At 34.1% G+C, this 26,502-nt stretch carries 24 protein-coding genes and 3 pseudogenes; 8 read left to right on the forward strand and 19 right to left on the reverse strand.

The genetic code is table 11. The features are described from left to right. Nucleotides 1-145: 145 nt before the first annotated feature. The 3 genes from ACK3CR_RS03480 to ACK3CR_RS03490 form a co-directional block, all read right to left on the reverse strand. Nucleotides 146-1,174, reverse strand: coding sequence for an NADH:flavin oxidoreductase/NADH oxidase (locus tag ACK3CR_RS03480; protein WP_243520089.1), 1,029 nt, complete (start codon nt 1,172-1,174; stop codon nt 146-148). 465 nt (nt 1,175-1,639) lie between these two features. Continuing rightward, nucleotides 1,640-2,071: a MarR family winged helix-turn-helix transcriptional regulator gene (locus tag ACK3CR_RS03485; RefSeq protein ID WP_019391000.1), complete on the reverse strand. Its 432-nt coding sequence runs from the start codon at nt 2,069-2,071 to the stop codon at nt 1,640-1,642. A gap of 329 nt (nt 2,072-2,400) precedes the next feature. After that, on the reverse strand, nt 2,401-3,495 hold the full coding sequence (locus ACK3CR_RS03490) for an NADH:flavin oxidoreductase (RefSeq protein ID WP_243520087.1): 1,095 nt from the start codon (nt 3,493-3,495) through the stop codon (nt 2,401-2,403). A 164-nt stretch (nt 3,496-3,659) separates the two neighbouring features. On the opposite strand from ACK3CR_RS03490, the gene ACK3CR_RS03495 reads away from it, so the two are divergent. Beyond that, entirely contained in the window at nt 3,660-4,523 is an 864-nt protein-coding gene (locus tag ACK3CR_RS03495) for a LysR family transcriptional regulator (RefSeq protein WP_243520085.1), read from the forward strand. A gap of 238 nt (nt 4,524-4,761) precedes the next feature. Here ACK3CR_RS03495 and ACK3CR_RS03500 read toward each other — a convergent pair whose 3' ends face one another. The 4 genes from ACK3CR_RS03500 to ACK3CR_RS03515 all read right to left on the reverse strand — a co-directional run bounded on the left by ACK3CR_RS03500 (nt 4,762) and on the right by ACK3CR_RS03515 (nt 9,725). After that, on the reverse strand, nt 4,762-5,859 hold the full coding sequence (locus ACK3CR_RS03500; protein WP_328123802.1) for an MBL fold metallo-hydrolase: 1,098 nt from the start codon (nt 5,857-5,859) through the stop codon (nt 4,762-4,764). A 249-nt stretch (nt 5,860-6,108) separates the two neighbouring features. Next, on the reverse strand, nt 6,109-7,527 hold the full coding sequence (locus tag ACK3CR_RS03505; protein WP_488974779.1) for a sugar porter family MFS transporter: 1,419 nt from the start codon (nt 7,525-7,527) through the stop codon (nt 6,109-6,111). Between the two features lie 155 nt (nt 7,528-7,682). Then, nucleotides 7,683-8,564: a sugar phosphate isomerase/epimerase family protein gene (locus tag ACK3CR_RS03510; RefSeq protein WP_268586005.1), complete on the reverse strand. Its 882-nt coding sequence runs from the start codon at nt 8,562-8,564 to the stop codon at nt 7,683-7,685. A gap of 15 nt (nt 8,565-8,579) precedes the next feature. Next, on the reverse strand, nt 8,580-9,725 hold the full coding sequence (locus tag ACK3CR_RS03515) for a Gfo/Idh/MocA family protein (RefSeq protein ID WP_268586006.1): 1,146 nt from the start codon (nt 9,723-9,725) through the stop codon (nt 8,580-8,582). 199 nt (nt 9,726-9,924) lie between these two features. On the opposite strand from ACK3CR_RS03515, the gene ACK3CR_RS03520 reads away from it, so the two are divergent. Then, nucleotides 9,925-10,761: an AraC family transcriptional regulator gene (locus ACK3CR_RS03520; protein ID WP_488974780.1), complete on the forward strand. Its 837-nt coding sequence runs from the start codon at nt 9,925-9,927 to the stop codon at nt 10,759-10,761. Nucleotides 10,762-10,857: 96 nt separating this feature from the next. Here the strand turns inward: ACK3CR_RS03520 and ACK3CR_RS03525 are convergent, their stop codons facing one another. After that, the gene (locus tag ACK3CR_RS03525) at nt 10,858-11,388 is read right to left on the reverse strand and encodes a DL-endopeptidase inhibitor IseA (protein WP_328123804.1); all 531 of its coding nucleotides are present in this window, start codon (nt 11,386-11,388) and stop codon (nt 10,858-10,860) included. A gap of 571 nt (nt 11,389-11,959) precedes the next feature. Here ACK3CR_RS03525 and ACK3CR_RS03530 point away from each other — a divergent pair. After that, entirely contained in the window at nt 11,960-12,625 is a 666-nt protein-coding gene (locus ACK3CR_RS03530; RefSeq protein ID WP_488974781.1) for a haloacid dehalogenase type II, read from the forward strand. Between the two features lie 71 nt (nt 12,626-12,696). Here the strand turns inward: ACK3CR_RS03530 and ACK3CR_RS03535 are convergent, their stop codons facing one another. Then, nucleotides 12,697-13,995, reverse strand: a complete 1,299-nt coding sequence (locus ACK3CR_RS03535) for a CitMHS family transporter (protein ID WP_488974782.1) — start codon at nt 13,993-13,995, stop codon at nt 12,697-12,699. A gap of 263 nt (nt 13,996-14,258) precedes the next feature. Here ACK3CR_RS03535 and ACK3CR_RS03540 point away from each other — a divergent pair, with 263 nt between their 5' ends. Then, entirely contained in the window at nt 14,259-14,576 is a 318-nt protein-coding gene (locus ACK3CR_RS03540; RefSeq protein WP_488974783.1) for an inner-membrane translocator, read from the forward strand. Between the two features lie 49 nt (nt 14,577-14,625). Then, a pseudogene (locus tag ACK3CR_RS03545) lies at nt 14,626-14,811 on the forward strand (HD domain-containing protein); the annotation flags it as partial. 166 nt (nt 14,812-14,977) lie between these two features. Here ACK3CR_RS03545 and ACK3CR_RS03550 read toward each other — a convergent pair. From ACK3CR_RS03550 to ACK3CR_RS03585, 8 genes and pseudogenes are all read right to left on the reverse strand, one after another. Next, nucleotides 14,978-16,468, reverse strand: coding sequence for a sodium:solute symporter family protein (locus ACK3CR_RS03550; RefSeq protein WP_488974784.1), 1,491 nt, complete (start codon nt 16,466-16,468; stop codon nt 14,978-14,980). Further along, a complete protein-coding gene (locus tag ACK3CR_RS03555) occupies nt 16,465-16,665 on the reverse strand; it encodes a DUF3311 domain-containing protein (RefSeq protein ID WP_243520060.1) in 201 nt (66 codons plus the stop codon). Before ACK3CR_RS03555 ends, ACK3CR_RS03550 begins: the two co-directional genes overlap by 4 nt. Before the next feature lie 63 nt (nt 16,666-16,728). Then, entirely contained in the window at nt 16,729-18,348 is a 1,620-nt protein-coding gene (locus ACK3CR_RS03560; RefSeq protein ID WP_488974785.1) for an amidohydrolase, read from the reverse strand. Nucleotides 18,349-18,810: 462 nt separating this feature from the next. Then, a pseudogene (locus ACK3CR_RS03565) lies at nt 18,811-19,334 on the reverse strand (P-loop nucleotide/nucleoside kinase family protein). 260 nt (nt 19,335-19,594) lie between these two features. Beyond that, complete coding sequence (locus tag ACK3CR_RS03570; protein ID WP_488974786.1) at nt 19,595-19,822, reverse strand: hypothetical protein; 228 nt, start codon at nt 19,820-19,822, stop codon at nt 19,595-19,597. A 271-nt stretch (nt 19,823-20,093) separates the two neighbouring features. Beyond that, nucleotides 20,094-20,855, reverse strand: a complete 762-nt coding sequence (locus ACK3CR_RS03575) for a DUF1835 domain-containing protein (protein WP_488974787.1) — start codon at nt 20,853-20,855, stop codon at nt 20,094-20,096. Nucleotides 20,856-21,146: 291 nt separating this feature from the next. Beyond that, a pseudogene (locus ACK3CR_RS03580) lies at nt 21,147-21,770 on the reverse strand (type 1 glutamine amidotransferase family protein). Nucleotides 21,771-22,077: 307 nt separating this feature from the next. Next, complete coding sequence (locus tag ACK3CR_RS03585) at nt 22,078-23,082, reverse strand: DUF3231 family protein (protein ID WP_488974788.1); 1,005 nt, start codon at nt 23,080-23,082, stop codon at nt 22,078-22,080. A 345-nt stretch (nt 23,083-23,427) separates the two neighbouring features. Between ACK3CR_RS03585 and ACK3CR_RS03590 the strand changes: the two genes are divergently transcribed. Next, nucleotides 23,428-23,577 (forward strand): hypothetical protein, encoded by a 150-nt coding sequence (locus tag ACK3CR_RS03590; RefSeq protein ID WP_328123818.1) that lies wholly within the window; start codon nt 23,428-23,430, stop codon nt 23,575-23,577. 290 nt (nt 23,578-23,867) lie between these two features. Here the strand turns inward: ACK3CR_RS03590 and ACK3CR_RS03595 are convergent, their stop codons facing one another. After that, complete coding sequence (locus tag ACK3CR_RS03595) at nt 23,868-24,296, reverse strand: hypothetical protein (protein ID WP_488974789.1); 429 nt, start codon at nt 24,294-24,296, stop codon at nt 23,868-23,870. A gap of 988 nt (nt 24,297-25,284) precedes the next feature. Between ACK3CR_RS03595 and ACK3CR_RS03600 the strand changes: the two genes are divergently transcribed. After that, entirely contained in the window at nt 25,285-25,497 is a 213-nt protein-coding gene (locus ACK3CR_RS03600) for a cold-shock protein (RefSeq protein WP_488974790.1), read from the forward strand. 167 nt (nt 25,498-25,664) lie between these two features. On the opposite strand, the gene ACK3CR_RS03605 is transcribed toward ACK3CR_RS03600, so the two are convergent. Beyond that, nucleotides 25,665-26,153 (reverse strand): hypothetical protein, encoded by a 489-nt coding sequence (locus tag ACK3CR_RS03605; protein WP_243520048.1) that lies wholly within the window; start codon nt 26,151-26,153, stop codon nt 25,665-25,667. Between the two features lie 199 nt (nt 26,154-26,352). Here ACK3CR_RS03605 and ACK3CR_RS03610 point away from each other — a divergent pair. Next, nucleotides 26,353-26,502 (forward strand): CD1375 family protein (locus tag ACK3CR_RS03610; RefSeq protein WP_488974808.1); only part of this gene is annotated, 150 nt, incomplete at its 3' end.

Below are 26,502 nucleotides of genomic sequence, written 5' to 3' on the forward strand. Positions count from 1 at the left end.
ACATTAATGTAACCAAATAGCAAAAAAGGACCTTCGACTGAAGATCCTTTTTCTCCCTACTAAATATTTTATGATTTAATTCTGCTTATTTACTATTTATCATAGTGACAAGCTTTTCTTAGATAGATACCATTTGAATGTAAGCTTAACGTCTAAAACCATCCGCGTATTGTTTTGGAATTTCAGTTTCTTTGTTTAATTTTTTCGATGCTTCTAATGGCCAGTAAGGATTTCTTAACATGCCTCGGCCAACAGCAATAAGGTCTGCTTCCTCATTTCCAATCACGGCGTTAGCAAGTGTTGGTTCATCTAATCTTCCTACAGCAATAACAGGAACATTAAGCGCTTTTTTTATTTCTCTTGCAAGAGGCACTTGGTATCCTGCGTGTGTTCCAGGACGTCCCCCTGCCCCGATTGGACCTTCTCCACCTGAAGAGATGTCAAAGATATCAACGCCTTCTTCCTGATATTTTTTCGCAAATTCGATGCTTTCTTCGATATCATACCCATCTTCTACATATTCTTTTGCAGAAATACGCATCATTAATGGCATCTCTTCTGGCATTTCCCTTTTAGCTGCGCGAAGAACTTCACAACCAAACTTCGTTAAATCTTGTCCATACTCATCGTCACGTTTGTTTGTTAATGGAGAATGGAATTGATGAATTAAGTAGCCATGAGCACCATGAATTTCAATTGCATCAACGCCTGCTTTTACTGCACGTTGTACCGCTTTACGGAACTTTTCGACCATCTCTTTCACTTCTTCAGTTGAAAGTTCACGCGGTTGCTTATAATTCTCGTCAAAAGCAATGGCAGATGGTGCTACAGGAACTTCGGCATCTTCTGCTTTACGTCCTGCGTGGGCAATTTGAATACCTACTTTTGCTCCATATTGGTGACAAGCATCTACAATGCGTTTGAGTGCTGGGATTTGATCATCAGACCATAAACCTAAGTCGTAATCTGAAATTCGTCCGTCTGGTTCTACATCTGTCATTTCAATCATAATAAATCCAGCTCCACCAATTGCCCGACTTACATAATGTATATAATGGAAGTCTGTTGCAATTCCATCTTTCGCATTTACCGAATACTGGCACATTGGTGGCATAACAATACGGTTTTTCATCTCCAGCCCTTTTAGTTTATAAGGTGTAAATAAATCGTTCATTCTAAAAACTCCTTTATTATTTTTTATACTTTAATGAACATCCAACACAACTGGAAGGTGAAAAACCTTCTCCACTTCTAACATCATCGATCATCTTTTGGGCTATTCATCATTCATACGTTTTCAATATGCATGCGCACACATTTAAATTACTATCTCTCTCATGTATCTATCAAATGATATTTCATCATTCACTGTAGTTCAAAGACCCACCTATATGAATACCTCTAATTTTAAAAGTGACAAACTTAACATGCATGCGCACGCATATAACTTACCATCTTATTTTCCTTCTGTCAAACGTTAATTTTACATAAATTTCATTAGAAATTCACGCATCACTATAACGATTGAGTTCATTTAAAAACATTAAGAATTTTCGTTCAATATAAAGTAAAATGGGTAGTAGATAGAATCAAGAGCTCCCTTATATCTATTTCTATCCTCCTACACCCATATCCTTTATTATTGAAATTTGTTTAGGAACGATTGCCACTCACTTTGCATTTTTCCTTCTGCTAAGATTGATTGAAGAATTTCTTCAAAAGTAGCTAAAGCTTTGTTTAATTTTTCTTCCCCTAGCGGTGTTAACCGAGTGTAAATACCTCGACGGTCATCTTCACATAGGTGTCTCTCTAATGCTCCACAGCTTTTTGCTTCCATTCTTCCAACTAACCTTGAAATCGCACTTTGACTCAATCCAACCATCTCTTGCAACTGCTGAAGTCTTAATTGCTTATCATCTGTTTGTGATAAAAAATAAAGAACATAAAACTCTTTTAATGATAGACTGTATTGTTCCTCTAGCGCACGTTCTAATGTATTTGCAATGTTTGTTTGTACATTAATGATGGATAGCCAATTATCTAGAAGATTATGTCTTTGATTGCCCTCCATACAAACCCCTCCTATTTTATCTACATCATTTTTTAGCTTACTGAACTACATAATAGTTACTATAATAGCATATAAACTACATTCATTATTAATATTTTATTTTACTAAGTCAAATTTATAGAAATAATCGAGAGCTATTAATATGATCATGTTTAGCTTACTAAAATATGCTGTATTCCCTAAATATACATTTTTGGACGACTTTTTTCTATCGTACATAAAGTGAAGTAACATGTTCAAGATGGGCGAGAATGAGATTGATTATAATATAAAAGCTGATTCCTCTGTTAAGGAATCAGCTTTTTAAGAAAGGATAATTTATAGAAGACCTATATTTCAAATTCTTTAATTTTTGCATTAGGTCTTAAAATTTCTTCTTGATTAAACTCTCTTAGTTGTTCGCCATTTCTTACTTTTTGAACCCAATCGTGGTTAGCAAGCGCTCCTTTTCCTAATGTGATGACATCCGCTTCTCCTCTTTCTATCATTTCACTTGCTACTAAAGGATCTTCTAGATGACCATTTGCAATCACTGGAATGCCTCCATACTTTTTTGCCAAAGCGGCAAGAGATAAATCGCTTGTATTAAAAGCTGGTTGTTGGGCACGGTGCTCTGTAACATGAATATAATCTAAGCCAGATTGCCCTAATTGACCAAAGATGATTTTAGCATCCTTCTCTTTTCCGACCCATCTATGTTCATAGTCATTGACTTTACTTTGTGAAATTCTAATGCCTACCGTAAAGTTTGGTCCTACTTCTTCTCTTACCGCTTTTGCTATTTCCACTAACAATCGAACTCGATTTTCTGTAGATCCTCCATACTCGTCCTTACGATGATTTGTATAATCAGTTAGAAAAGCATCTAATAAATAACCATTGGCTCCATGAATTTCTACTCCATCAAAACCAACAGACTGAGCGCGTTTGGCTGAATGAACAAATCCGTTTATTACTTCTTTAATCTCTTCTTTTGTTGCTTCTTTCGGAAGAGGAAACGGCCCTTTTCCTCCGTAAAATTCAAGCTGTTCTCCTTTAGGCTGGACAGAGGACGGAGCAATTGTCCCTTCAACAAAACGATTTCCTTGTGAAAGCGGTCCTGTGTGTTCTAACTGCATGAAAATTTTTGCTCCTTCTTCATGAACAGAGTCAACGAGTTGTTTCCATGTTTTTTCTTGTTCTTCATCAATCATACCAGGCTGATAAAAATAACACTGACTGTATTGATGATCAGTATACGTTCCTTCCGTAATAATGAGACCAAATCCTCCCTTTGCAAAAGAAGTATAGTAAGAAATCATTTCATTTGTTACTAGCCCTTTTGCAGTAGCGCTTGTACGAGTCATCGGAGCTACTCCAACCCGGTTATCTAGCAGAGTATTCCCTAATGTAACACCCTCAAATAGTTTTTTTATATTTTTCATAGCTAAAACTCCCTCTTCTCATTTATATATTTCTTTAGATTAAAAACTTCATCAACTAGTGAAGCTAAATACAATTATATTGTAATGAACCTAATGAATTTAGTAAAATAGATATAAATGAATAAAACGTTCAGTAAAACTGAATGAAGAAGGAGTTAGAGGCTATGGAGCTTCGACAGCTTGTCACATTTAAAACAATTGTAGAGAAAGAAGGATTCAAAAAAGCAGCTGATGAACTTGGGTATGCTCAATCATCTGTTACAAATCATATTAAAGAGTTAGAAGCTGAGCTTAACCAACCTTTATTCGATCGTTTAGGGAAACGGATAGTTCTTACTACTTTCGGTAAACAGTTCTTTCCCTATGCAATCAGAATTATTAACCTTTACACAGAAATCAAAGAACGAGCCCATCAAAATCATGAACCTATAGGAGATTTAACGATTGGAGCAACAGAAGCTATCACAACATGTCGCTTACCGCAAATATTGCTCCAATATAATAAAAAATACCCTAATGTAAATCTATCCATCAAGTCTGTTGATCATCGAAATATTACCGCTGAGCTTCAACAAGGGAATATCGATGTAGCATTAATATTAGAAAAAGATGATTGGACCGCAAAGGATTTATATTTTAAAAAAATTAAGGGGGAAGCAATGATGTTACTTACCCCTTTAAAAAACAAAGGAAACAGTAAAACCGTTCTATATACAGAGCGAACGTGTGCTTATAAAAAAATTTTTGACGATTATATCGAAGATCATCATATTGAAGTGGACAATAGCGTTGATTTCGCCAGTGTCGAAACGATTAAACAATGTGTTATTAGTGGACTTGGTACTTCACTGTTACCCTACTTCACAGTAAAAAACGAGCTTCAAGAGGGACTTTTAAATGGGACATTAATTCAAGGTGAACAGTACGGTGTTTCTACATTTATTGCTTATCATAAAGATAAATGGGTGTCTCCAGCGATGGAAAGTATCATTTCTTTAATTCAAGACTATGCTAAAAGTTGGGATTAGGCATGCGGTTATAAATTTCTTCTTGAAATGAATAACTAATGATTTATGTAAAAACCATCCTCATATGAATGACATTATAAGGATGGTTTTTAATTATTTATATTTTTTATTTCCCAAAACTTTGATACTATTTCATTTGTAAAAATAGGATCCTTTTTGTTTCTTCTACTTTTTTTTATATCGTTTTTAGTTAACATAATAATTTTATGGTAAATTTGCATATGAAAGTTAACCTTATTTACATTCTCCACCAAACTGAAGATGAATGTAATACCTCTCCTGTTAATTCAACAGTTTCTCCAATCTTAGGAACTACCATATTCACATCCTCTTTTTGTGCTTCTATTAAGGCCCGCTCGACAGGTTCTGTCCAAGGATGAAAAGCAAGCGTAAAAGCTCCCCAATGGATTAACATCATCCGCTTTCCACCTACATCGATATTAGCTTGCACAGATTCTTCAGGCTTCATATGAATATCAGACCAGCGTTGATCATATTGGCCACCTTCCATTAAGGTCATATCAAACGGTCCATATTTTTTTCCTATTTCTTTAAAATGTTCATCATATCCCCCGTCTCCACTCGTATAAAAACGTGTTTTTTGTCCAAGAACGACCCATCCTCCCCATAGAGTCGTGTTTCGATTAAAAACTCCTCTTCCTGAAAAGTGTTTTGATGGTGTTAGCGCTACTGTTAAGCCCTTGAACTCCCTTTCCTCCCACCAATTCAGTTCAGTGATTTTTTCTTTGACAATGCCCCATCGAAGAAGGTGTGGGCTAACACCGAGAGGAACAAAGAAATGTTCCACTTTATTCTTTAACTTTCGGATTGACGGATAATCAAGATGGTCATAATGGTCATGAGTAAGAAGGACAGCATCAATACGAGGTAATCTCTCAATAATTGTTAATGTATCTTGGCTATAACGTTTACTTCCTACAAACGAAACTGGTGAAGCCACGGAACCTAACATTGGATCGACGAGCAGTTTCTTACCATCAATACTAAGTAAAAAAGCAGAGTGACCAAACCAAGTTAAACTATCTTTTTCACTGTTGACTTTATTCCAATCAACCTCAACAATAGGGAGGTTTCGATTCGGTTTGCGCTCTTCTCTATTCCTAAAAGAATCTTTAAGCATAGAGAACATATCACCAACACCCATATTCTCATTCGTTGGTACTAAATTCATAAATCTTCCATTTTGATAATTATTGAGGCTACTATAATTATCCTTTTGTTCTTTCTTTACACTTCCTCCAAATACAGGATGAAAGTTGATAAATGATACAATGGCCAGACATAATACAAGTAAAACAGCGATTAAATAAATCATCACTAGTTCCCCATTCCTTTCAACTTTAGCTATGTATTTTTTGAAGATGTCTCTTGCTTCTATTAGTATACTCTTATTCTTGTAAATTCAGAAAATAAAAAAGCCTAACAACCATCATAAAGAGGTGTTAGACTTTTTATTTCTATACGCTCAATTTAGTTAAATGAAATTTCTGACTTTTAAACTTGTTGATTCTCTTTTTTTGAAGCGCTTACAAATATAGCATTCGTTTCTTTATATTTTTGGTTCTTACACCTTTTTAAAATTACGCTCAATTTGTTCTAATGATAGTCCTCTTGTTTCTGGCAAAAACTTAGCAATCACGGTTAAACCGATAATACCAAAAACAGCAAATACGAAAAATGTTACGGAAATTCCTACCCCGCTAAGTAAAACAGGGAAAAACAATCCAACTAAGAAGTTTGCAAGCCATAAACATAAAACAGCAATTCCCATGCCAAGACCACGTAAGCGAATAGGGAAAATTTCAGAAAGCATTAACCATGTTAATGGGCCAACTGCCCCTTGATAAAAAGCTAAATAAACAACTGTTAAAGATAATGTGATATATGGCAGTATTGAAGATCCTTCAAGGATAATAGAAGAAATACCAATCAAAATAAGAGATAGAGTTACGCCTGTTAAGCCAACTAGAAACATTGTACGTCTATTTACTTTATTCATCAACGACATCCCAATAATGCATGCAATAACCGCAATCAATCCATTAGCTACATTGCCAATTAAAGCTGCTTTTGTTCCAAAACCGGAATCTTGAAGGATTTTGGTTCCATAGTACATAATAGAGTTTATACCTGTAAATTGTGAAATGACACCAATGCCAATCCCAAGGAATACAATACGGCGAATCCATGGCGTATTTAAATCTTTGAATCTAATCTTTTCTATTTTTCGCTCTTCTTCAATATATCGATTAATATCATTCAATTCTTGTTGTGCATGCCCTTCTTTACGAATTTTTTGAAGGACTTGCAGTGCATCTCCTAGTTTCCCTTTTGCTGCTAACCAGCGCGGACTTTCAGGTAGAACGGCTACTCCAATCCATAAGGCAATGGCTGGTAATGCAGCAATAACTAACATATAGCGCCATACATGCCCTGTGTCTCCAAAAGCATTTCCAATAACAGCGTTAATTACAAAAGCAAGAAACTGTCCTGTTACAATCATCAATTCGTTTTGAGTTACCATTCTACCACGCCTATCGGCAGGAGACATTTCAGCAAGATATGATGGAACAATAACAGAAGCGCCACCAACAGCTAGGCCTAATAGAAAACGAAAAAATACAATGACAGCTAAGTTTGATGAAAATACACAACCAAGTGTAGAAAAGAAGAAAAGAATGGAAAGATACATAAGGCTTTTGCGGCGTCCTTTATTATCTGATAAACGACCACCAAAGAGTGAACCAAAAGCAGCCCCTAATACTAAAGAACTTGCTACTATTCCCTCAGTAAAAGCTGTAAGATTTAACTGATCAGGTTGGGCCATAAAAGGAAGTGCTCCATTTACAACTCCTGTATCATATCCAAACAATAACCCCCCAAAAGTCGATACAATAATGACTAATGTTAAAAACTTTCGAGGATCTTTTTTCTCAGGAACTTTTACTTGAATTGATTCCTCGGAAACCTTGACATTTCGCATAGTTAAAATCCCCTTTTAGTAATATTGATTTTATCTATCTCTTTATCTCGTTAGCAGTCGTAAATGCGCTTCTACATATCCCCTTTTTAAAGCTAATATTTATTTTAAACATGTAATAGGTATAGGAAGGAGCCTATTTCATAGGCTCCGATACATTAACTCATGCCCATAACTTTTAAGTATTCTCTCGTTCTTTTCGCAATCGGGAACGGTTTGTCAAATGGGGCAGGATACATATCCTGTTCTACAATTGCCCAACCTTTGAAGTCAATGCTTTCTAACACTTCTACAAATGCTTTCATATCAACAACACCTAATTCTGGCTCACACATAATATCATTGCTTACTGCTTTAGCGAACGGCCAATTTTCTCTCTGCATTTTTTCTCGTATTTTTAAATCACAACTCTTTACATGTAAGTAAGGTATTCTTTTGTGGTGTTTTTTCATAAATGCCACAGGATCTCCATCTGCATAGGCATGATGACCTGTATCAAGGCAGAGATTAATATCCGTATCATCTAAAAGACGCTCGATTTGTTCTTCTGTTTCGATATGACTTTGAGCATGTGGGTGGAATACAACTTCTAGGCCATGCTGTATTTTTGCATAATCGCGTATCTTCAGAATGTTATTTACAAAATTACTCCACTGAGCCTCGTTCAATGTTCGCGGTCTTACTAGTTCACCTGTAAAAAGGTCTGTGTAGCAGTCATCAATTAAAACAACATATTTTGCACTTTCAAATCGGAGCTGAAGTTTAGCCATCTCATCTAGTAGATCCATCATCTCTCTTGTTTTTTCTTCAGACATAAGATCTCCTACAAGTGTTGTTGCCGTCAATTCGAGATTCCTTTTTTCAAGTTCATTTTTTAACTTCTCATACTCATTCGGAAGATATCCCCATGGCCCTAATTCAATACCTTGATATCCTGATTCCGCCATTTCATTCATACATCTTTCCCAATCAATTTGCTTCTCGTTTTCTGGAAACCATACTCCCCAAGAATCTGGTGCTGTACCAACTTTAACTTCCATTTTATTTCTCCTCCTTTATTTCACTTCTACTAATGTTTGAACGTCTACCCACGATTGTTCTGAAGCAGATTTTAAAACAGCGCTTACAATCTCATCAATTTTCCAACCAAATTCAAAATCGCATGCATATGGTCTACCTTCTGAAATGGCAGCAAGCAGCTCATGTACTTCTAAAACTTTCATGTCATTGTATCCAATTGCAATTCCTGATGCTGGATAGAATGCACTGTAACCTTTGTGATCTGGTCCAAGGAATACGGTTCTAAATCCTCTGTCAGCGCTATCATCAGATGCAAAATAAACATTCACTTCGTTCATTCTCTCTAGTGAATAGAAAACAGAACCTTTTGTACCTTGAATTTCAAACGTTAAGTAGTTTTTACGCCCTGTTGCAACGCGGCTTGCTCCGATTGTACCAACTGCCCCGTTTTTATACTCGGCAAGAATCGTAATCAAGTCATCATTTTCTACATCCGCTAACTCTGTTGAACCAGCTTGTACGGGTCTTTGTGGAATAACAATTTTTGATAAAGCGTTTACACGGCTAATATCACCAAGGATAAACTGAGAAACGCTAAGTAAGTGAGAACCAAGATCTCCAAGAGCACCGCTTCCAGAATGTTTGTTAATATGACGCCATGTGATCGGCAATGTCGGGTCTAGCAGGCCGTCTTGATCATATGTTCCAGAGAATCTCATAATCTTACCTAATTTTCCGGAAGAAACAAGTTCTTTAATATAAGCGTTTGCAGGATTCATTACGTTATTGTAACCAACATAATTGACAACGCCTTTTTGCTTAGCAAGCTCGGCTAATGTTTTAGACTCCTCTGCAGAAAGCGTTAGTGGTTTTTCACAATATACATGTTTACCATTTTCTAACGCTACTTTTGCTACTTCGTAGTGAAAAGCATTTGGTGTCGCAATATCAATGACATCCACATTTGGATCTGTCACAACTTCTTGCCAATTATTTGCCCATCTTGCAAAACCTAATTTCTCGCATGCTGTTTTCGCTGCTTCAATGTTTACATCTGCAACAACTTCAAAAACAGGTTTTCCTGCTTGTGGTCCAAACAGCATTAGTGCGTTTAAAAATGCATTAGTGTGAGCCTTCCCCATCCATCCAGCACCAACAAGTCCTATTCTAATTTCTTTCATATGTATCTCCCCTTTTTTGGAATATTGCTTTCACTTATTGCTTTCTGTAAATTCATTTTATTATAATAAAAACACAAATACACTAAGTTATATTGCTTAGTAACTTAACAATATTGCCATCAAAGGAAGCGTTTTCAAACATTTAATAGATCTACATTATAATGAAAATAACATTATTTCTATTAGAAGGAGAACGAATATGAAAATCATTGAAAAAGGTGTATTAAATCAATCTGAAATCTTCTTTCATATCCCGAGCGAGTTTGCAAAAAATGCCCTTTACTGTTTGCATGACTCCGGGCTATTCTACTGTAACAATACATATTTTATAGAAAGAGAGCATTATAATAACTACCTAATGATGTTAATCAAAAAAGGATCAATGACAATTCGATACCAAAACCAGGAGTTTCAAGCCCCAAAAGATACGCTTGTTTTTCTTAACTGCTGTCAACCCCATATGTATCAGGCAAATGAAGATGTATTTTTTGAATGGTTTCATTTCTCAAGCATATCTAGTGAGCATTACTTTAATTTACTCTTTGAAAAAAGCGGCTGTATATTTTCAATTAAAAACAATTTTGTAATTCCAGAATGCATGAATCAAATTGTCCGCATGGCGGAAAAAGCCAATATTAATGAACATCTAATCTCTATGAATATTCATAAAATCATGTATGAATTAAATGAAGTCACACACGAAACAACGGATATTCAAGAAAGAGTAATCAAACACGCTATTTCATATATTGAAAATCACTTTACAAAAGAGATTAACCTAAAAGAGTTAGCTCAGTATGTTCACTTAACTCCTTTCCATTTTTCCCGTGTATTTAAAAAGTACACTGGATTCTCACCATATGAGTACATTATCAACTTCCGAATCAACTATGCTAAAAAGTTACTTCAAAACACAAACATATCTATTAAAGAAATTTCGATTGAAGCTGGATTTAATAGTGACACCCACTTTATGACAACCTTTAAAAAACATACAAGCTTAACTCCAAAACAGTTTAGAGAAATTCAATTTTAGAGACTCTGTATAAAAGCATAAGTGATAAAGTTCTTATTTAAATCTCTATAAATAAAAAAAGCAACTTGCTTCTATAGCAAGTTGCTTTTTTCTATTTTATTGAACTGCATCAAATTTATTTACTTTCCATTGTGTTCCCGCTTTGTAGAATGTTACAGTACGTTTTACAGTTGCTCCATCAACTGTTGGAACTGTAAACTCATAAGAACGAACTGTTGATGTTTGATAAACAAGTTTTGCTTTCGATTTTGTCCACTCTAGCATGCTGAATCCATCGCCAACTGGGTGAGCAAGTTTGCCATTGTATGTGATGTAGCTGTATTTTGTTAATCCTTTTTCAACTGCGTTATTTGTAAATGTTTCAGATAAGTAGTTTGTTAATTCTGCTTTAGTATCAAATTCTGGGCAAAGGTATGTGTACGGTGTTCCTTTATAGTTAAATGTGCCTTGTGTACATGGTGTTTTTTTATAACCGTGTAGGGCATTCCAGAAATGATCGCTGGCGCTAGCGGCGATTTTAATCGCATTTGCATTTGTTAGTGTTTGAGAATTTGTCTGTGCTGTAGCTCCTGTACTTAGAGCAAAAAACATTGCGATTGATGATAATACTAGTCCAATTTTCTTCATTTCTAAATCACTCCTCAATTTTAAGTTCATATCTTTATGTAACGTAAATTTGTTTTATATTACTTTTGTTACACTTATATTACAACATCTTTTAAAAAAAGAAAAGGATTTTCTCTCTTTTTATGAAATTTATTTACTATTTCTCTATTTATTACGTATTATGAGAGAATTTTTGATTGAAGTTAAAAATCAAACGATTTTTATATGACAAAATTGTTACAATAAAGACATTTTCCGACTTGTTTTTTATTTACCCTTTTCTTTAGAAAAAAAACTAATAAAAACTACTCTTGTTTATTTTCTGCAAAAAGTTTAGTAAAGATTCTTAGTTTATTCTTGCTCTGATGCCGTATTCCTTCTTCTTTCTTTTCTTTATTTCAAATTCTGTAATCTCCCTTATAAAAAGAGAGTTATATTTTTGTTAACGCTTACAAATACCTTTCCCATCTTCTTCTGTCTCAAAACCACCTAGTTGCCATGTTTACAACATAAAATTCATCTTTATTTCATTGTAAAACTAAACGTGTAATGTACTATATAAGTTGCTTTATGTTAACAAGGAGGAAGAGAAGTGAGTTCTTCAGTTAAAGGGCTAATTTTCGATGTATATGGTACATTGTTTGATGTTCATTCGGTTAAAACAAAGTGTGACACACTATTTAAAGAAAAAGGAAAAGAAATTAGTACATTATGGCGCCAAAAACAAATAGAATATTCTTTTTTACGACAGCTTATGGGTCAATATAAACCTTTTTCCGAGATAACGTTACAATCATTAAAATATGCACTAAATCAACTTGATATCTCCTATACCAAAGAAGAGATCACAATATTAAGGGAAACGTATAAGGAGCTCACCCCTTATCCAGAGGTAGAAGATGTTTTACAAAAGCTTGAGCATAAAAAGCTCGTTGTTTTCTCTAATGGCTCACGGGATATGCTAGAACCACTTATTGAAAACCCTTCCATAGCTCGATGCCTTGATATGACAATTAGCGTTGATGACATTAAGCAGTACAAACCAACACCCGCCTCCTACACGCATGCGTTAAATATGCTTAATTTGAAACGCGAAGAAATCCTTTTCTTATCATCAAACGGTTGGGATATATCTGGAGCCAAAAGCTTTGGATTTCAAACTGTATGGATTAACAGAGCACGTTCTCCAATTGAAGAATTGGATCAGAAACCACATTATATTTATCAAGATTTAAATGGAATATTAGCGTTAGTATAATATAGTGAAATGTAAATTCTTTCGCAAACAAAAAGCGACGATGATAAAAGTCATCGTCGCTTTTTGTTTTTTTAAAATGGAATAGCTCCTGTTAAAACAGCTATTACCGTCATAACTACAGTTGTTCCGATTGCCCATTTTAACAAGAATTTTTGATGTTCTCCAAAATCCACCCCTACAAGTCCGATTAAAATAAATGTTGCTGGAACAAGAGGAGATAAAGGAAAGCCTACAGTTGAATGTCCTAAAAGAGCAGCTCTCCCCACTTCTGCTGGATTTACGCCAAAGTTTGCTGCTGTTTCGCTTAAAATCGGCAAAATTCCAAAATAGTACGCATCAGGAGAAAAAATAAAGTTAAGCGGAAGACTTGTTAGAGCTACAACTAATGCCAAGTGCGGTCCTAACCAATCCGGAACAATTGAAACAATAGAATTTGCCATAGCATCCATCATTTTTGTACCGCTGAAAACACCGATAAAAATACCTGCTGCAAACACAAGAGTACTGATTGTAACAAAGCTATGAGCATGACTCAAAATTCTTTCTTGCTGCTCTTTTGGATTTGGAAAATTGACAAATAGAGCGATAGTAAAAGCAATCGCAAATAAAATTTGAATTGGCAATACTTCCATAACTAAAAGAACCATAAGCGTTAATGTAAGCAATAAATTAAACCAAAATAGGCCTGTTCCCCCTTTTTCAGCCGCTACAGCTTGTTCTGCGAGACCTTTTGCTTGGGTTGTTTCTAGATTAATAACGCCTAAGCGATCACGTTCTTTTTTGCCAAGTATATAAGCAGAAAAGAGCGTCCATAAAAGGCCTGAAATCATCACAGGAATAAGCGGGATAAATAGATCCGATACTTCAACCCCAAGGCTTGCAGAAGCTCGCACTAAAGGTCCTCCCCAAGGAATAATGTTCATAACGCCCGCTGCTAATGCAACAACACAAGCTAAGATAAGTCGATTCATCCCTAAACGTTTATAAAGAGGGAGCATGGCTGAAATTGTAATCATAAAAGTAGACGAACCGTCTCCATCAAGCCCAACAATGATTGTAATAATAGCTGTTGCCATTACAACCTTCAGCGGATCTCCTTTTACAAACGTAAGAATACGAGAAACCATTGGATCAAATAGCCCTACATCAATCATTAATCCAAAGTATAAAATAGCAAAAACAATCATAACCGCTGTTGGCGCGACAGTTATAATCCCGTCCATCATCATCTCGCCCATGTTTGCCCCAAATCCCCCAATTAGAGCAAAAGCAACAGCTACAAACACAAATGCAACAACAACTGAAAGCTTTTTAAAAATAACGAGAAAAAGAAAAGTAGCAATCATACAAAAACCTAACATCGACAGCACGACCCAAATCCCCCTTTGTATATAAAACAGAAAACTTAGAAATCCACCTTTAAAAGACTAAATATTCTAAAAATTTAACCTACATATGTTCTTCCCCCTCACTTTCTTTATAATAGTGGAACTATTATGTAAGCCTTATCATAGAAGATTAATGTTCATTATAGCATCTCTGTTAATCCTTTTTCGTAAAAAAGATAAATTTTTAAAACTTTTTAGGACGAATCTCGCCAAAAATTATATATCTATAGATAAGGAGAGAGAAAATGGAAAATTTTATTTTAGCTGTTTTCATTTGTATTATCTTTATATTAAACATTTGCTCTTTTATTTTTTTGGAACGATCGCGCTGGCGATTTGTTTTATGGGGACTCTCTATCATGCTCTTGTCCCCTATCATTGGATTTTTAAGTGGCAGTTTGCTCTTTCATTTTCAACATCTTGAACAAGGGGAAACTGGAGAAGGAGCTGCTTACGGAGGCGCTATTTTAGGGATTTTTACATGTGCGAATGGATTTCTAATGGTAGTAAGTGGTTTTATATATGTACTAGTCCTTAAATTTCGTATGCGTAAGGTAGTATAATGAACGTAGTTTTATGAAAATTTATGATTCTATTTAAGGCTCTTTTAATTTGGTCCCTATTTTGGCTGAACTAATACAAACTAAACCTCTTCAAAGGCTTAAGAATATTCACCAGAGAGGTGCTAGTTATTTGGTAAACCTAAATTGGAATGTGACTCGCTTTGATCATTCTATTGGGGCTGTGTTATTAATAAGAAAATTAGGTGGTTCTATAGAAAAACAAATAGCTGGTTTAGGAACCTTTGTTAGAGTTCCTAATCCTTAATAAAAAGAGAAAAGAACCCTATTTGATTCGAATAAGGTCCTTCTATGTGCCGATAACATGGTTTACGTTAACGAGTCTTATATATCACATACATAGGCGTAACTTTCAATTAATTTGAAATAACAGGAGCTTTATTTCATAAAAAAGGATTAAATTTAACTCCTTTCGTTTGCTTACCATGAATAGCTATATTTTTAGTAAATATACTTATAATAAACGTTACTATTAAATTTATTAATAAAGCTATAATACCTGTACTAATGTCATTAATTATATGTGGCACATTTGGCAGAAACGTAGCAATCTTTACGCCTGAAATTGTCGCATATAAAACTATAAGCACCCCTGAAATAATTCCTGCAATTGCTCCATACTTATTAATAATATTGTTCTTAGGTAAGCTAAAAAACAACGCTGGTGCTAATTGAGTAATTAAACTATATGACATGATATTCAAAATAGCTAATGCGTCTCCGCCTGTGATAGTTACTATTAAAGCGACGACAGATAGACCAATAATAATTAGTCTTGAGACAATTAGTTGCTGTTTCTCCGTAGCTTCCGGTACCAGAGTTTTGTAAAAACTGTTTGTTAATCCAACTGATGCAGCCATTAGCATAACGGAAGCTGGCACTAAAGCCGTTAGTAAGCCAGCTGCCCCAATCAAGCCAATTATCCATGGATCAAAGGTTTGAACTGATAATCTTAAAAGAGAAAGATCTCCATCAGCTCCTTTCAAACCTGGAATTTGCACAATAGCTGCAAAACCTATGAAAAAGACAAACAGTAGTAACAAGGTGTATAAAGGTAAAGCAATCGCATTTTTACGAAGCGTTTTTTCTCCATTTGATGATAAGACCACCATGAAAGTTTGAGGTAATAAATAAAAACCTACGGCTTGTAACAAAACAGTGGAGATAAACCAGGATTGACTTAACCCTTTGTCTGACAATGTAAACATTTCAGGTTTAACAGCCTGAACGGTCTCAAACATTGGCTGAATCCCTCCAAAGTAGTGAAAAGGAATATATATACCTAAAAATATAACAACTATCAAAATCATAAAATCTTTAACTATAGCAGTCCAAGCAGAGCCATGGATACCTGATATCATTACATAAGTAGTAACAACGATGGCACCTATAATACTCGCGAAAACTGGTGAAATAACCCCGTAAGAAGTTTCTGAAACAATTATTCCTAATCCCTTAATTTGTATGACGATATAAGGTATAAGGGCCAAACTTCCTAAAATAGCCACTATAATCCCCATTGTACGACTTCCATATTTAGAAGCAAAATAATCAGGCTGGGAGATAATAGAATGTTCTTTAGAATATCTCCAAATTTTTGGCAATAACCAATAAGAAAGTACATAGGCTAAAAAAATATATGCAGGAACATAATAAGCAGCTGCTCCTTTTGAGTAGGCCCATCCACTTCCACCTAGAAATGTAAACGTCGTATAAATTTCACCCGCGATTAGTAGGAAAACAAAAAATGTTCCAAAACCTCTGCCTCCTATCGAAAATTGTTCCATATTCATGTCCTTCCCTTTTCTTGCTTGTATGCCTAAATAAAGGGCTAGAACTAGGAAAATAAAAATAATAAGTAATGGCATATTCATTCTACATCACAACCTTTGTTATCAGGATCAAACCTATATACAATTGTTAAAATAATAGAGGAAAGCACCATCCAAAATGCAACCCAAAATAATAGAAAAGGCATGCCCAATACGTAAGGTTCAATTTTATTTGCAAATGGCAAGAAACCCAAAAATCCAATAAACGGGATGAAAAGTAAAAGTTTAATAGCTTTCAAATTATACCTCCTTGGTGGTTAGTCGATATTGTCAAAATTACGTAGGGAATAATTAATGCCTTGTTAGATTTTTATTAAATTCCCTCTCTGATAGATAATCTCGCCATCAATAATCGTTGTTTCTACTTTTAAATCTTTAATTTGATTTGGATTGACACGTAAAATGCTATCATTTAATATAACTAAATCCGCCAACTTTCCGACCTCTATACTTCCTTTTTTCTCTTCATCAAAACTCGCATAAGCGCCATTCCAAGTAAATAGTCTAATGGCTTCCATTACGCTGATAGATTGATTATCACCAATCTCCATTCCGGACTGACTTTTTCTATTAACAGCAACGTGAATTCCTAATAAAGGATCATAATCAGTAACTGGCGCATCCGATCCACCTGCTGTCATGATACCACTATCGATAAAATCACGAACAGCATACATGTGATTGACACGCTCACCATAGTGTTGGACATATATCTCCCCAAATTCATAAGGAAATGAAGGATTCGGAATAGGAATAACCTGGAGTTTTTTCATTCTCTCTTGTAAATCTGGTGACGAAATCCCCGCATGTTCAATCCGGTGGCGATGATTTTTTCTTGGTGAGTCCTTTAACGCCTTTTCTACACAATTTAAATACATTTCAATGGCTTTATCCCCTTGTGCATGTACAGTTATTTGATAACCTTTTTTATGGGCCTCACCTAAAACTTCGTAGATTTCTTCCTCACTATAATAAAGAATGCCAGAATTACCAGAATCACTAGAGTATGGCTTGCGAGTTGCAATTGTAGGTCCGGTGCTACTCCCATCTATAAATAATTTTGCTGGTCCAACTTTGAATCTCTCATCTCCTGTACCAGTTACTACACCGGCTTCGACCATTTTATTAACGAATTCATGGGAGTTATTTAACGCCCCTATCATTGCATATATACGGACACGAATATCCTTACTCATTACAGCTTGCTGCAGTAAACGGTAACTTTCAGAGCCATATCCACCTGCCTCATGTATACTTGTTATACCTGCTGCAATGAAATGATCTGATGCAATTTTCACAGCTTTCATTAGTTCACTCTCTGTATAACTCGCAACCTCGTTCATTGCCATATTTGCTGCTTCAATTAACCTTCCTGTAAGCCTTCCTTCCTGATTCTTTTCAATAACTCCCCCATTAGGATCCGGTGTATTTTCGTGAATTTGCGCAATTTCTAACGCTTTGCTATTCACCACGCTTATATGGCTACAAGTACGAGATACAATAATGGGATGTTCTGTTGAAATTACATCAAGCTCAGCGATCGTTGGATAACGCTTTTCCTTCACAACGGTTTCATTGAAGCCCCACGCACGTATCCATTTCCCTTTTGGAGTTTCTAGGGATTTCTTCCTCAAGTCATCTAACAAAGACTCAATAGAGTCCATATGTTCAGCTTTACAACTTACCGCTAACTGATTAACTCCATATAAAATAAGGTGAATATGAGAATCAATGAATCCAGGAAGAATCGTTTTTCCTTGTAGATCTATTATATTTGTTTCTTCTCCTATAAAACTCTTGACCTCCTGATTTGAACCGACAACTATGATACGATTATCTTTTACTCCCACAGCTTCGACTACTGTATTCTTTTGATCTACTGTAATAACTTCTCCATTTATCAATACAACGTCAGCTTTCATAAACATACCCCTTTCGGAATTATTCATTTTTTTGACTAGCTAATTCCAACCATCGACCATTAATAAAGTTCTTTACTGTTTTAATTTCTTTTTTCACTACCATCAAAAAATCCCTTTCAATTATTAAATGATTAAATATTCTGTTAATTTAATCATAGTAGTGTATAGTATCTCTTTCATTGGACAAAATGTAAAAATATTAGAAAACAAATACAAATTTTTTAATTAAGTGAAATATGATTCAGTTAAATTATGTTGAACATAGAATCAAACAAAGCGTCCGTAAAAGTATAACTAAGTGGAAAGCAAAAAGCGTAAAACATTTGTCACTCAATAGTTTTACGCTTTTTTACTTCTGATAAGATCTTTATGTGAACTTATTTTCTCTAAATTACCTGCGATAAAAAAGAACCTTTGGTCTAATAATTTGTTTGTTTTTAAGATCTTTAACATGAGTAAGAACTATTCCCTAATGTAACTTATAACAGTTGGAAGATAATTTTCTAGTGGCTCTCTCGTATCAACTACTAAACATTTATAACCAGAAGGCTTTTTACTGTTTTTAATAGTCCATTTAAAAGCTTCTTCAGAATATATCTCCTTTATTTGTCTAACCATTCTGTCACGATTCCTCAATCTAAAATTTATTTCATCACTATCTTCAAGGTAACATTCAACATATTTATATTTAACATTATATTTTTTTGAAAGGTCAGTACCCTTCTCAACCATTTCTTCATACAAACAAGGACTATCAAATATAACTGCCTGTCCTTGAGATAAAAGAAATTCTATTAATGACCAATCAATATTGTATGATATTTTCCCAGCCAATTTTGCATCAATAGGTAGTTCTTCAATATCTTTTAAGAGTGAAGACTTTACAATATCGTGGTCAATAATAACAGCTCCTGTTTTTTAGCGATCTGTTTAGCTAGAGTTGACTTTCCAGCACCAGGGAAACCTGACATTTGAACAAAAAACAAATATAAAACCCTCTTTCAAATACATATTTAAAAGCTTCTATAGCTATCCTAAATATTCAAAAGGTTCAAATAAACAATTTCTAGTGTAAATTTGTTATCAGTTAAATTACTAATTAAGGAGCTAATTTGTGTCTGAATTAAGTTTTTCTACTCCAAAACTAAACCCGTTATTTATAAAGCCCTCCCTTTGTTTTATATCTTCCTAGAATTTAGCTTATATAAACTAATTTTACCTACCGTATACAAAAAAGAAGACCCCATTAAAAGTCTTCTTTTTTATCAGGATTTAAAGCTCTATATAATGCATCCGAAGCAGCCTCTACATCATAATATGAGAAAACATTCCCGTCAGCAAATGTAGTAACTTGAAAAGCGCTAGATTCTTTGCAATAACATAATTCCATTAAACCAGGGATAGTATGTATAATCGTGCAGTCTTCATATTCAATCAGATTATTAAGCATGTCTTTGATCTCGGTTTTGCTCATTAATACATGCATCCTTCCTCATTATAAGGAAACCTTAGGTGCAAAGAAACCAAATAATGTAATTCACCTTCACATTATCATACTAGATTATTAAAAAATACCTTTAAGGTAGATCTGTCATATTTATTTCTTATAATCAACATTATGTAAACTAAAGATATATATTACATAGCATTTTGGGAAGTATAAAATTTAAATTATTTCTACTTGTGTTGTTCCCCGACCATGTCCGATAGTAGAGATGATTAACGAAGTTTTACACTATAAAACCTCATAGTTTTAGGACTCCTTGTATTTCAAAAACACCATTCATAATTAATTGTCTCACTCTATATTCAAAAAAAGCATCTCCATGATATTGTTGTAAATGTCCGGTTACTTCGCCTATTAGCCTTGCTGATTTCATAAATTTTTTGATTCTTTGATCATTATGTAAATATTGAGCCTTATTGATAATATAATCGTTATAATAATTGTCATCTACACTTTGTATTTTACTATCACCCCATACTCTAAGTACTTCTTGGGTATTAGACAACGTTTCCCACTCTTTTGCTAACTGTCTTCTTTCCTCAGAGGATAACAAGTCCTTACAATAATTATTTTCGTATAAACCTTTTAACTTCTCAGGGGTTAGTTCACCTGTATAAAGTAATTGATAATCAATTTTTTTACTTTTATATAAAAGTTCATAGGCTAGATTAGAGTTTATATAATAAATTTTGTTACTCTTTTCTTTTAATAGATTAAGAACAAATCGTAATCCCGTTTGTTCATGAGAATTTTCTTCTGCCCATATAGTGATAGGCATAGAAAGAGGGATTGAATCAATTTCTACCAGTGTGTCTTTAAAACGTTTTAGCCCTCTCTCGATTTCCTCGTCTTCCTCATAAATAAGATGATTCTCTAACCAGTCATATCGTTTTTTTAAACCAATATAATCATTTAATTTCCAAACAGGTCCAATAGAAAATATGTCTGAAAACGATATTATCTTGTCTGTTTGACCCTTTCTCATATCTTTAAGGGCCATTTTTATGAATCCCCGAATACAATGTGTACCCTTTCATAATCTTTTAATTCATTTATCAAAAGCTTTTACTTCCCCTAAAAAGCTATAATTATTATGAAGCTCCGTGTTGTATTTAAGCAAGCGTATACTAGTTATTGCAAAGAATACAAACAAATATAGACCCTGATTTTACATTTATCTTCTAGTTTGCCAAGCATGCTCCACTAAGTGTAAAATTTGAGTCCTATAAAGGTGTTATTTTAGGTTGGGGTCTATCTCAGTATCCCTAAAAAGGACCTATTCCTTGTCAATTTACAGAGACAACTTCATTGATGAACGCCATATTTCTATGTAACTAACTTTTGATAAAACCTTTTTAAATAAACTATACCATTCTGTTAGTTCTTTACCTTCTAAAACGCTTAATTTACTTAAAATATCTCTCGAAAATTCTAATGCTCCACTTCCATTAGCTGTAATTAGACAACCATCACTAACAGATTGTTCGTCTATATATTTTTCATCGCCTTGATAATTAGGTGCTCCCTCTTTTAAATAAGGTAACGAATTACCTGTATGTTTATGATGATCAAGAAATCCGTAATCCCCTAAAAAGGTAGTTGCATCACAAATCGCTGCAACTGGGATGTTATTTCCAAAACAAAAATTCACAAGCTTCTTTACCTGATGATTTTTTTCTTCTCTTCACCCAGTTCCACCAGGAATAATTAACATCACAAACTCTAATTTGAGGGAAAAGTCTTGTAAGCTATAATCCGGGAGAACAGTCAATCCACCCATTGAAATTTTAGGATCCTTGTCAATTGCAATTGTCTGAACTTGGAATCCTATTCCCGGTTTATTTAACTCTGCGGTCACATAACTTGCTTCCCAATCAGCAAAACCATCTGTAATAAAAACCAACACTTTTTTCATTTGTATGTCCTCCCTATTTCTTGATTAGAAATGTAACCACACACCACTAATCTTCCATTTAAACTTACCACATTTTGCATATTCCATAAAATAGAAAAACATAACGTCCGTAAAAGTATACATACATATAGGAAAAGAAAAAGCGTAAACCTGTTTTTGCTCAATGGGTTTACGCTTGTTTTACTTGTTACTTTTTAATAAAGTTTGATTAAAATAACCTTTTTGTATATTTGCCATTCCAAAACTGACCGAAACCAAGAAGAGCAATGCTCCATAATAACGTTGCTTTTTCATTCGCCCCATCATTCTAACCCTTCGTCAGATTTTCTCGGTCATCTGCCTGTGGAGGTTCCTCCATCCATCCATTTTTAATCATAATGTTGGCTCCATCTTCAGCGTAAAGTGAAATTTCCGGAATTAATGACTCATATTTTAATCCTAAATCTCTTCTTGGACTTGTTGCTATCGCCATTCCAAAATTTCCGATCCCTGCTGCAATCATCGCCGATACATGAAACATGATGAGCTTGTCAGAAAAAACACTTGTTGTACTATCTGATACAGCCGAATCCCACGCCATTGGAGCAGGTAAGTCTTCTTTTACTAAAAAGTCGCTAAATATCTCTATATATTTTTGAGAAAGGTGCTTTCCCCTTAACAAATATTGTTTCACTTCTTTATTTTGGGAAGTTTGAGCAAATCCTGTTATAAGGGCTTTTCCAATGGCATTCGTTTGAATATTAAAAAATAAATGAGTGATTTCCATTGAAGTAATCGATCTTTGTTTTCCAAAAAATCCACCTAAAAAATGTTGCTTTTCTACAAAATCCACTTCGTCGGGAGTAGATATATAAGGGGGTCTTACATAGGTACCTTGCTTTAACATTAATTCTCGTGTTTTATCCAGCCCATCAACACCTGCATTTAACACCCTTTTATGAAAAGTAACCACATCAGGTCGAGTTGCTAGGCCTAATGCAGCATTGTTCGATCTCATTGCAAGAATAGCCATGTGTTGTAAATATATTAAGATAAATGTATCAGAAAAGAGTTTGGGAGCTTGTAGATTTACATCCTGATCCGTAAATCCAATAGGGATAGGGAACTTTTCTTTTGTGAAAATATCCTCCATCATTGAAAGGTTGTTTTTTGCTATATGTAATGTCCATTCAATAATAGGACGTACTTCCGTATCTTCCACCTTTTCTAAGAAATATTTATTCACGCAGACTGCTAGCGTGTCATTTATATATTGAAACCATAAGCTAGACATTTCTGCAGCAGTTAATCGAATCTTTGTTTTATCTTTCATATAAACAACCTCCTCTTTAATATATCAAAGAGTAATATACCCATTATTGAAAAATATATGAGAGAACAACTATCAAGAATAATATTTGAATGAAAAGAGATTCCTCGGGTGTGAACTGTCCCCTGATTGTTAGACACAATCTAACAATCAGGGGACAGTATCAAGATTCCAAGCATTTGCGGCATGTAGTTAATAAGAACGTTTATTTCATGTGGCTTTGAATATGACCATAATAACTTATGTTAAGAGTTACAGTGAAATAAACTTTACTTTGATATTATCCAATCAGAAACATAATTCATAATAAAGTGGAAAATGATAATAGTAACCTTATAAGGAGGTTAGATGATGAGAGATAATGATGATCAAATGAACGAAGGGTTAAATCAAATAATTGAAATCATCAATGCAAAAGGAGATACAGGGGAATTAAATCAAATAGTGAAGAAGTCCAATAACGATCCTAATCAGGGCAAGGGCGATACTAAAACATAAAACAATGAACAAAGTGCTTTTTATTTTCTATAAATTAACCCTCCCCTCCATAAAAGTATAACTATGTAAAAAGAAAAAGCACAAACTCGTTGGTAATCAACAGGTTTGTGCTTTTTTACTTCCTCGAACATATTTTATGATAACTAATTATTGTTGAATTCCCTATAATAAAAAGAATCCTCTTTACCCAGCATTGGCAAAAGGTTTTTTTATAATGATAAGTCCCATCTAAATGTAGGACAGAGTTAAAATATAGTTGTTTAATCGCTGGGCTCATTGCCCTTTTTCGTTTATTTAATCCATTCCCTAAGATTAATACTTTTTAAATGTACTGCGTAAGGTGTTCTGCTCTCCCCGCCAATAATACCTTCTGATGTAATCGCGACCGCATTAGGCCCTTCTGCTTTTACAAGTATATCCAAAAATGATGTGTTACACAAAGAAAATTCACCGAGTTCAATTTTCATTCTATGGCTACCACAATCTAATTCTGAACCATCTTGATTAATTTTATAGATATGATAACGGAACTCAGTGTCTTTTCCTCCCCCTCTCATGTCCGTAGATTTTATTCCTTCACTTTCCTGTTCAGGTTCTAGTATTATTATTTTGGGTTCATCTTCTATGTCACCAGTCCAAATTACTTTTAACGATTTATCTGTCTCATTTTTCATTACATAATGACAATAGTTATGCGCGTCTTTCCTTTCATCTTTCAATGCTTTCACCTCTACAACAAGTTTTCCCATTGTGGAATAAAATATGTCTCATATCCAGTTTTGTATTGGGCTTCTCATTACATTAAATGGTTCAATTGTGGGATAGCATGACTGGCGTTTATTAAACAACTCCATTGTTACTTAACACCCTCGTATTCCTTCACTTTCTTCATTCTAATCTCGTCCATAAACTGCACAGTTATCTTAGTCTTTAGCAAATGCAGTTTTTCAGTGTCTTAAATTGCAATCTATTAAAGTCTTTATCTTATCCCTAAAAAACGTTCGTTAAAATATACTTTTACGGACGTTTATAACAAAGTAACAAGTAATACAACATTTATTTAAACTAGGACAATGAATTTGAAATCAATGTTTATTGTTTTGTATAAATAAAGTTGTTTAATTTTACCCTTATAAACACTTAAAACACCGTCCAAATAATTTGAATGGTGTTTTAAAATAGACATTTAATTTTTAAAGACCTGTACTTATTTGCCTCATAACCAGGAAAAAAAGTCGTTTAAAACTAGAATTAACTATGTGCAACTAAATTGCATCTGTTAATCGAATAGGAATTTATATCCCCTCACCTTCTGCTATAACAAAAATACTACCGCCCACTTGTATTAGAAAGTTGTCATCACTCTTTTCAGCTTGTATTTTTAATAATGATTGTCTCCCTATGGAGTATCCTTGTTCGACACTATAAGTTATTGTATTTTTACTAAAAAAATAATAATAACAGATATATCCAATTATTTGTATTTAAAATTAAACTAACTCCTATTAGTTATAGTTTTACGAACAATTAATCAGTAAGATATATATGGATTTTATGAATTTAAAAAACCCCTTCCTCTGTTAGTGAAGAAGGGGTATGTAGTATAAAATATTAAGAAAAGAGGGTTAATTTCTTTAACACAATAATAAACCCATTTTCACCATCTTAAAATCAGAAAAATATTGATAAATTAAGAGGGATTATTACATGGCAGAAAGACAAAATGGCACAGTTAAGTGGTTTAATGATGAAAAAGGATTTGGTTTTATTACACCAGAGGATGGCCCAGATCTTTTTGTTCATTTTAGAGCTGTTGAAGGGAATGGTTTCAAAAGTTTAAAAAAAGGACAAAAGGTTTCTTTTGAAGCAGTGCAGAGTCAAAAAGATATTCAAGCAGATAAAGTAAGAGCAGAAGGTTAACATAGTATGAGAGTTAAAACGTTAAATCGAAAATATATAACATATATAACCTAATTTACATAACACCTTTTATTAGCATCAAAAAAAGGATCTTTAGATTGAAGATCCTTTTAAATAAATCATCCTACTTTGATCCATAAACAAACTAATAATTAAGTAAAAGTCCCTTATAACTTAGGCTGAGCATTATTTGTTTGTCTAATTGCCCGTTCTACTAAATATTGATATCCGTAAATAAGAACTGCCAAGCATACGCATATGAAATACCATGTAAGATGTTTCATTTTTTGAAATTTAAATATTCCAACCTTTTCCCAAATAGAAGCAAAAGGAAAGGCATTAATAAAGTCTAATATCATGTTAGTAAGTAAATATTTAGGGAAATTCCCGTATGTTAGTTTAAATATCCATAGTGTAGCTACATAGTAAGGCCCTAATATATACGAAAAATCTACAGAACCAGGAGATAAAGGATTTTTATTCATCCACCATCTTCTCTTATTTGCCTTAAGGCTAAGTAAACTCAAAAATAAATTAATAAAACTTGCCACAGGTAAAAACCTAAAAAATGCTTTCTTTCCCATGAAAGGGACTGTTAACCAGGGAATGATTATCATTGCTAAAGAAAAAGTCTTTTTTCTACTATACTGATACATAAAATTCCTTCCTTAAACCATATTTTTAAATATATTATTACCTGTTCTTTTAAATTAATGAATGATTTATCGGATAACAAATAAAAACTTGATCAATCTACCCAAGAGGCCTCCTTAGGATTCATACATTAAATCTCTATTACCCAAAGTGAGCACACTACTGAACAGGGATCAGTAGTGTGCTCATTTTTCAGACTGTATATTATATGTATTTCTCGTTAAGTCGGGTAGGAAGGCACTCTCACGAGTGCCCTCCCCCCTAAGAACCGTACGTGACAGATTTCCCGTCATACGGCTCAAGCCTTCTTTTTATCCAAACAACTCTTTTATTTTATACAAGGTACATGTA

It is taken from the genome of Priestia sp. TRM10 (assembly GCF_057808375.1).

Coding starts and splice junctions, on each gene's coding strand:
- ACK3CR_RS03515 (WP_268586006.1), bottom strand. CDS start 9,725: ATGAAAGAAATTAGAATAGGACTTGTTGGTGCTGGATGGATGGGGAAG.
- ACK3CR_RS03585 (WP_488974788.1), bottom strand. CDS start 23,082: ATGAAAGATAAAACAAAGATTCGATTAACTGCTGCAGAAATGTCTAGC.
- ACK3CR_RS03600 (WP_488974790.1), top strand. CDS start 25,285: ATGGCAGAAAGACAAAATGGCACAGTTAAGTGGTTTAATGATGAAAAA.
- ACK3CR_RS03525 (WP_328123804.1), bottom strand. CDS start 11,388: ATGAAGAAAATTGGACTAGTATTATCATCAATCGCAATGTTTTTTGCT.
- ACK3CR_RS03500 (WP_328123802.1), bottom strand. CDS start 5,859: ATGATTTATTTAATCGCTGTTTTACTTGTATTATGTCTGGCCATTGTA.
- ACK3CR_RS03570 (WP_488974786.1), bottom strand. CDS start 19,822: ATGAGCAAAACCGAGATCAAAGACATGCTTAATAATCTGATTGAATAT.
- ACK3CR_RS03575 (WP_488974787.1), bottom strand. CDS start 20,855: ATGGCCCTTAAAGATATGAGAAAGGGTCAAACAGACAAGATAATATCG.
- ACK3CR_RS03505 (WP_488974779.1), bottom strand. CDS start 7,527: ATGCGAAATGTCAAGGTTTCCGAGGAATCAATTCAAGTAAAAGTTCCT.
- ACK3CR_RS03560 (WP_488974785.1), bottom strand. CDS start 18,348: ATGAAAGCTGACGTTGTATTGATAAATGGAGAAGTTATTACAGTAGAT.
- ACK3CR_RS03590 (WP_328123818.1), top strand. CDS start 23,428: ATGATGAGAGATAATGATGATCAAATGAACGAAGGGTTAAATCAAATA.
- ACK3CR_RS03550 (WP_488974784.1), bottom strand. CDS start 16,468: ATGAATATGCCATTACTTATTATTTTTATTTTCCTAGTTCTAGCCCTT.
- ACK3CR_RS03605 (WP_243520048.1), bottom strand. CDS start 26,153: ATGTATCAGTATAGTAGAAAAAAGACTTTTTCTTTAGCAATGATAATC.
- ACK3CR_RS03480 (WP_243520089.1), bottom strand. CDS start 1,174: ATGAACGATTTATTTACACCTTATAAACTAAAAGGGCTGGAGATGAAA.
- ACK3CR_RS03540 (WP_488974783.1), top strand. CDS start 14,259: ATGGAAAATTTTATTTTAGCTGTTTTCATTTGTATTATCTTTATATTA.
- ACK3CR_RS03495 (WP_243520085.1), top strand. CDS start 3,660: ATGGAGCTTCGACAGCTTGTCACATTTAAAACAATTGTAGAGAAAGAA.
- ACK3CR_RS03485 (WP_019391000.1), bottom strand. CDS start 2,071: ATGGAGGGCAATCAAAGACATAATCTTCTAGATAATTGGCTATCCATC.
- ACK3CR_RS03510 (WP_268586005.1), bottom strand. CDS start 8,564: ATGGAAGTTAAAGTTGGTACAGCACCAGATTCTTGGGGAGTATGGTTT.
- ACK3CR_RS03520 (WP_488974780.1), top strand. CDS start 9,925: ATGAAAATCATTGAAAAAGGTGTATTAAATCAATCTGAAATCTTCTTT.
- ACK3CR_RS03490 (WP_243520087.1), bottom strand. CDS start 3,495: ATGAAAAATATAAAAAAACTATTTGAGGGTGTTACATTAGGGAATACT.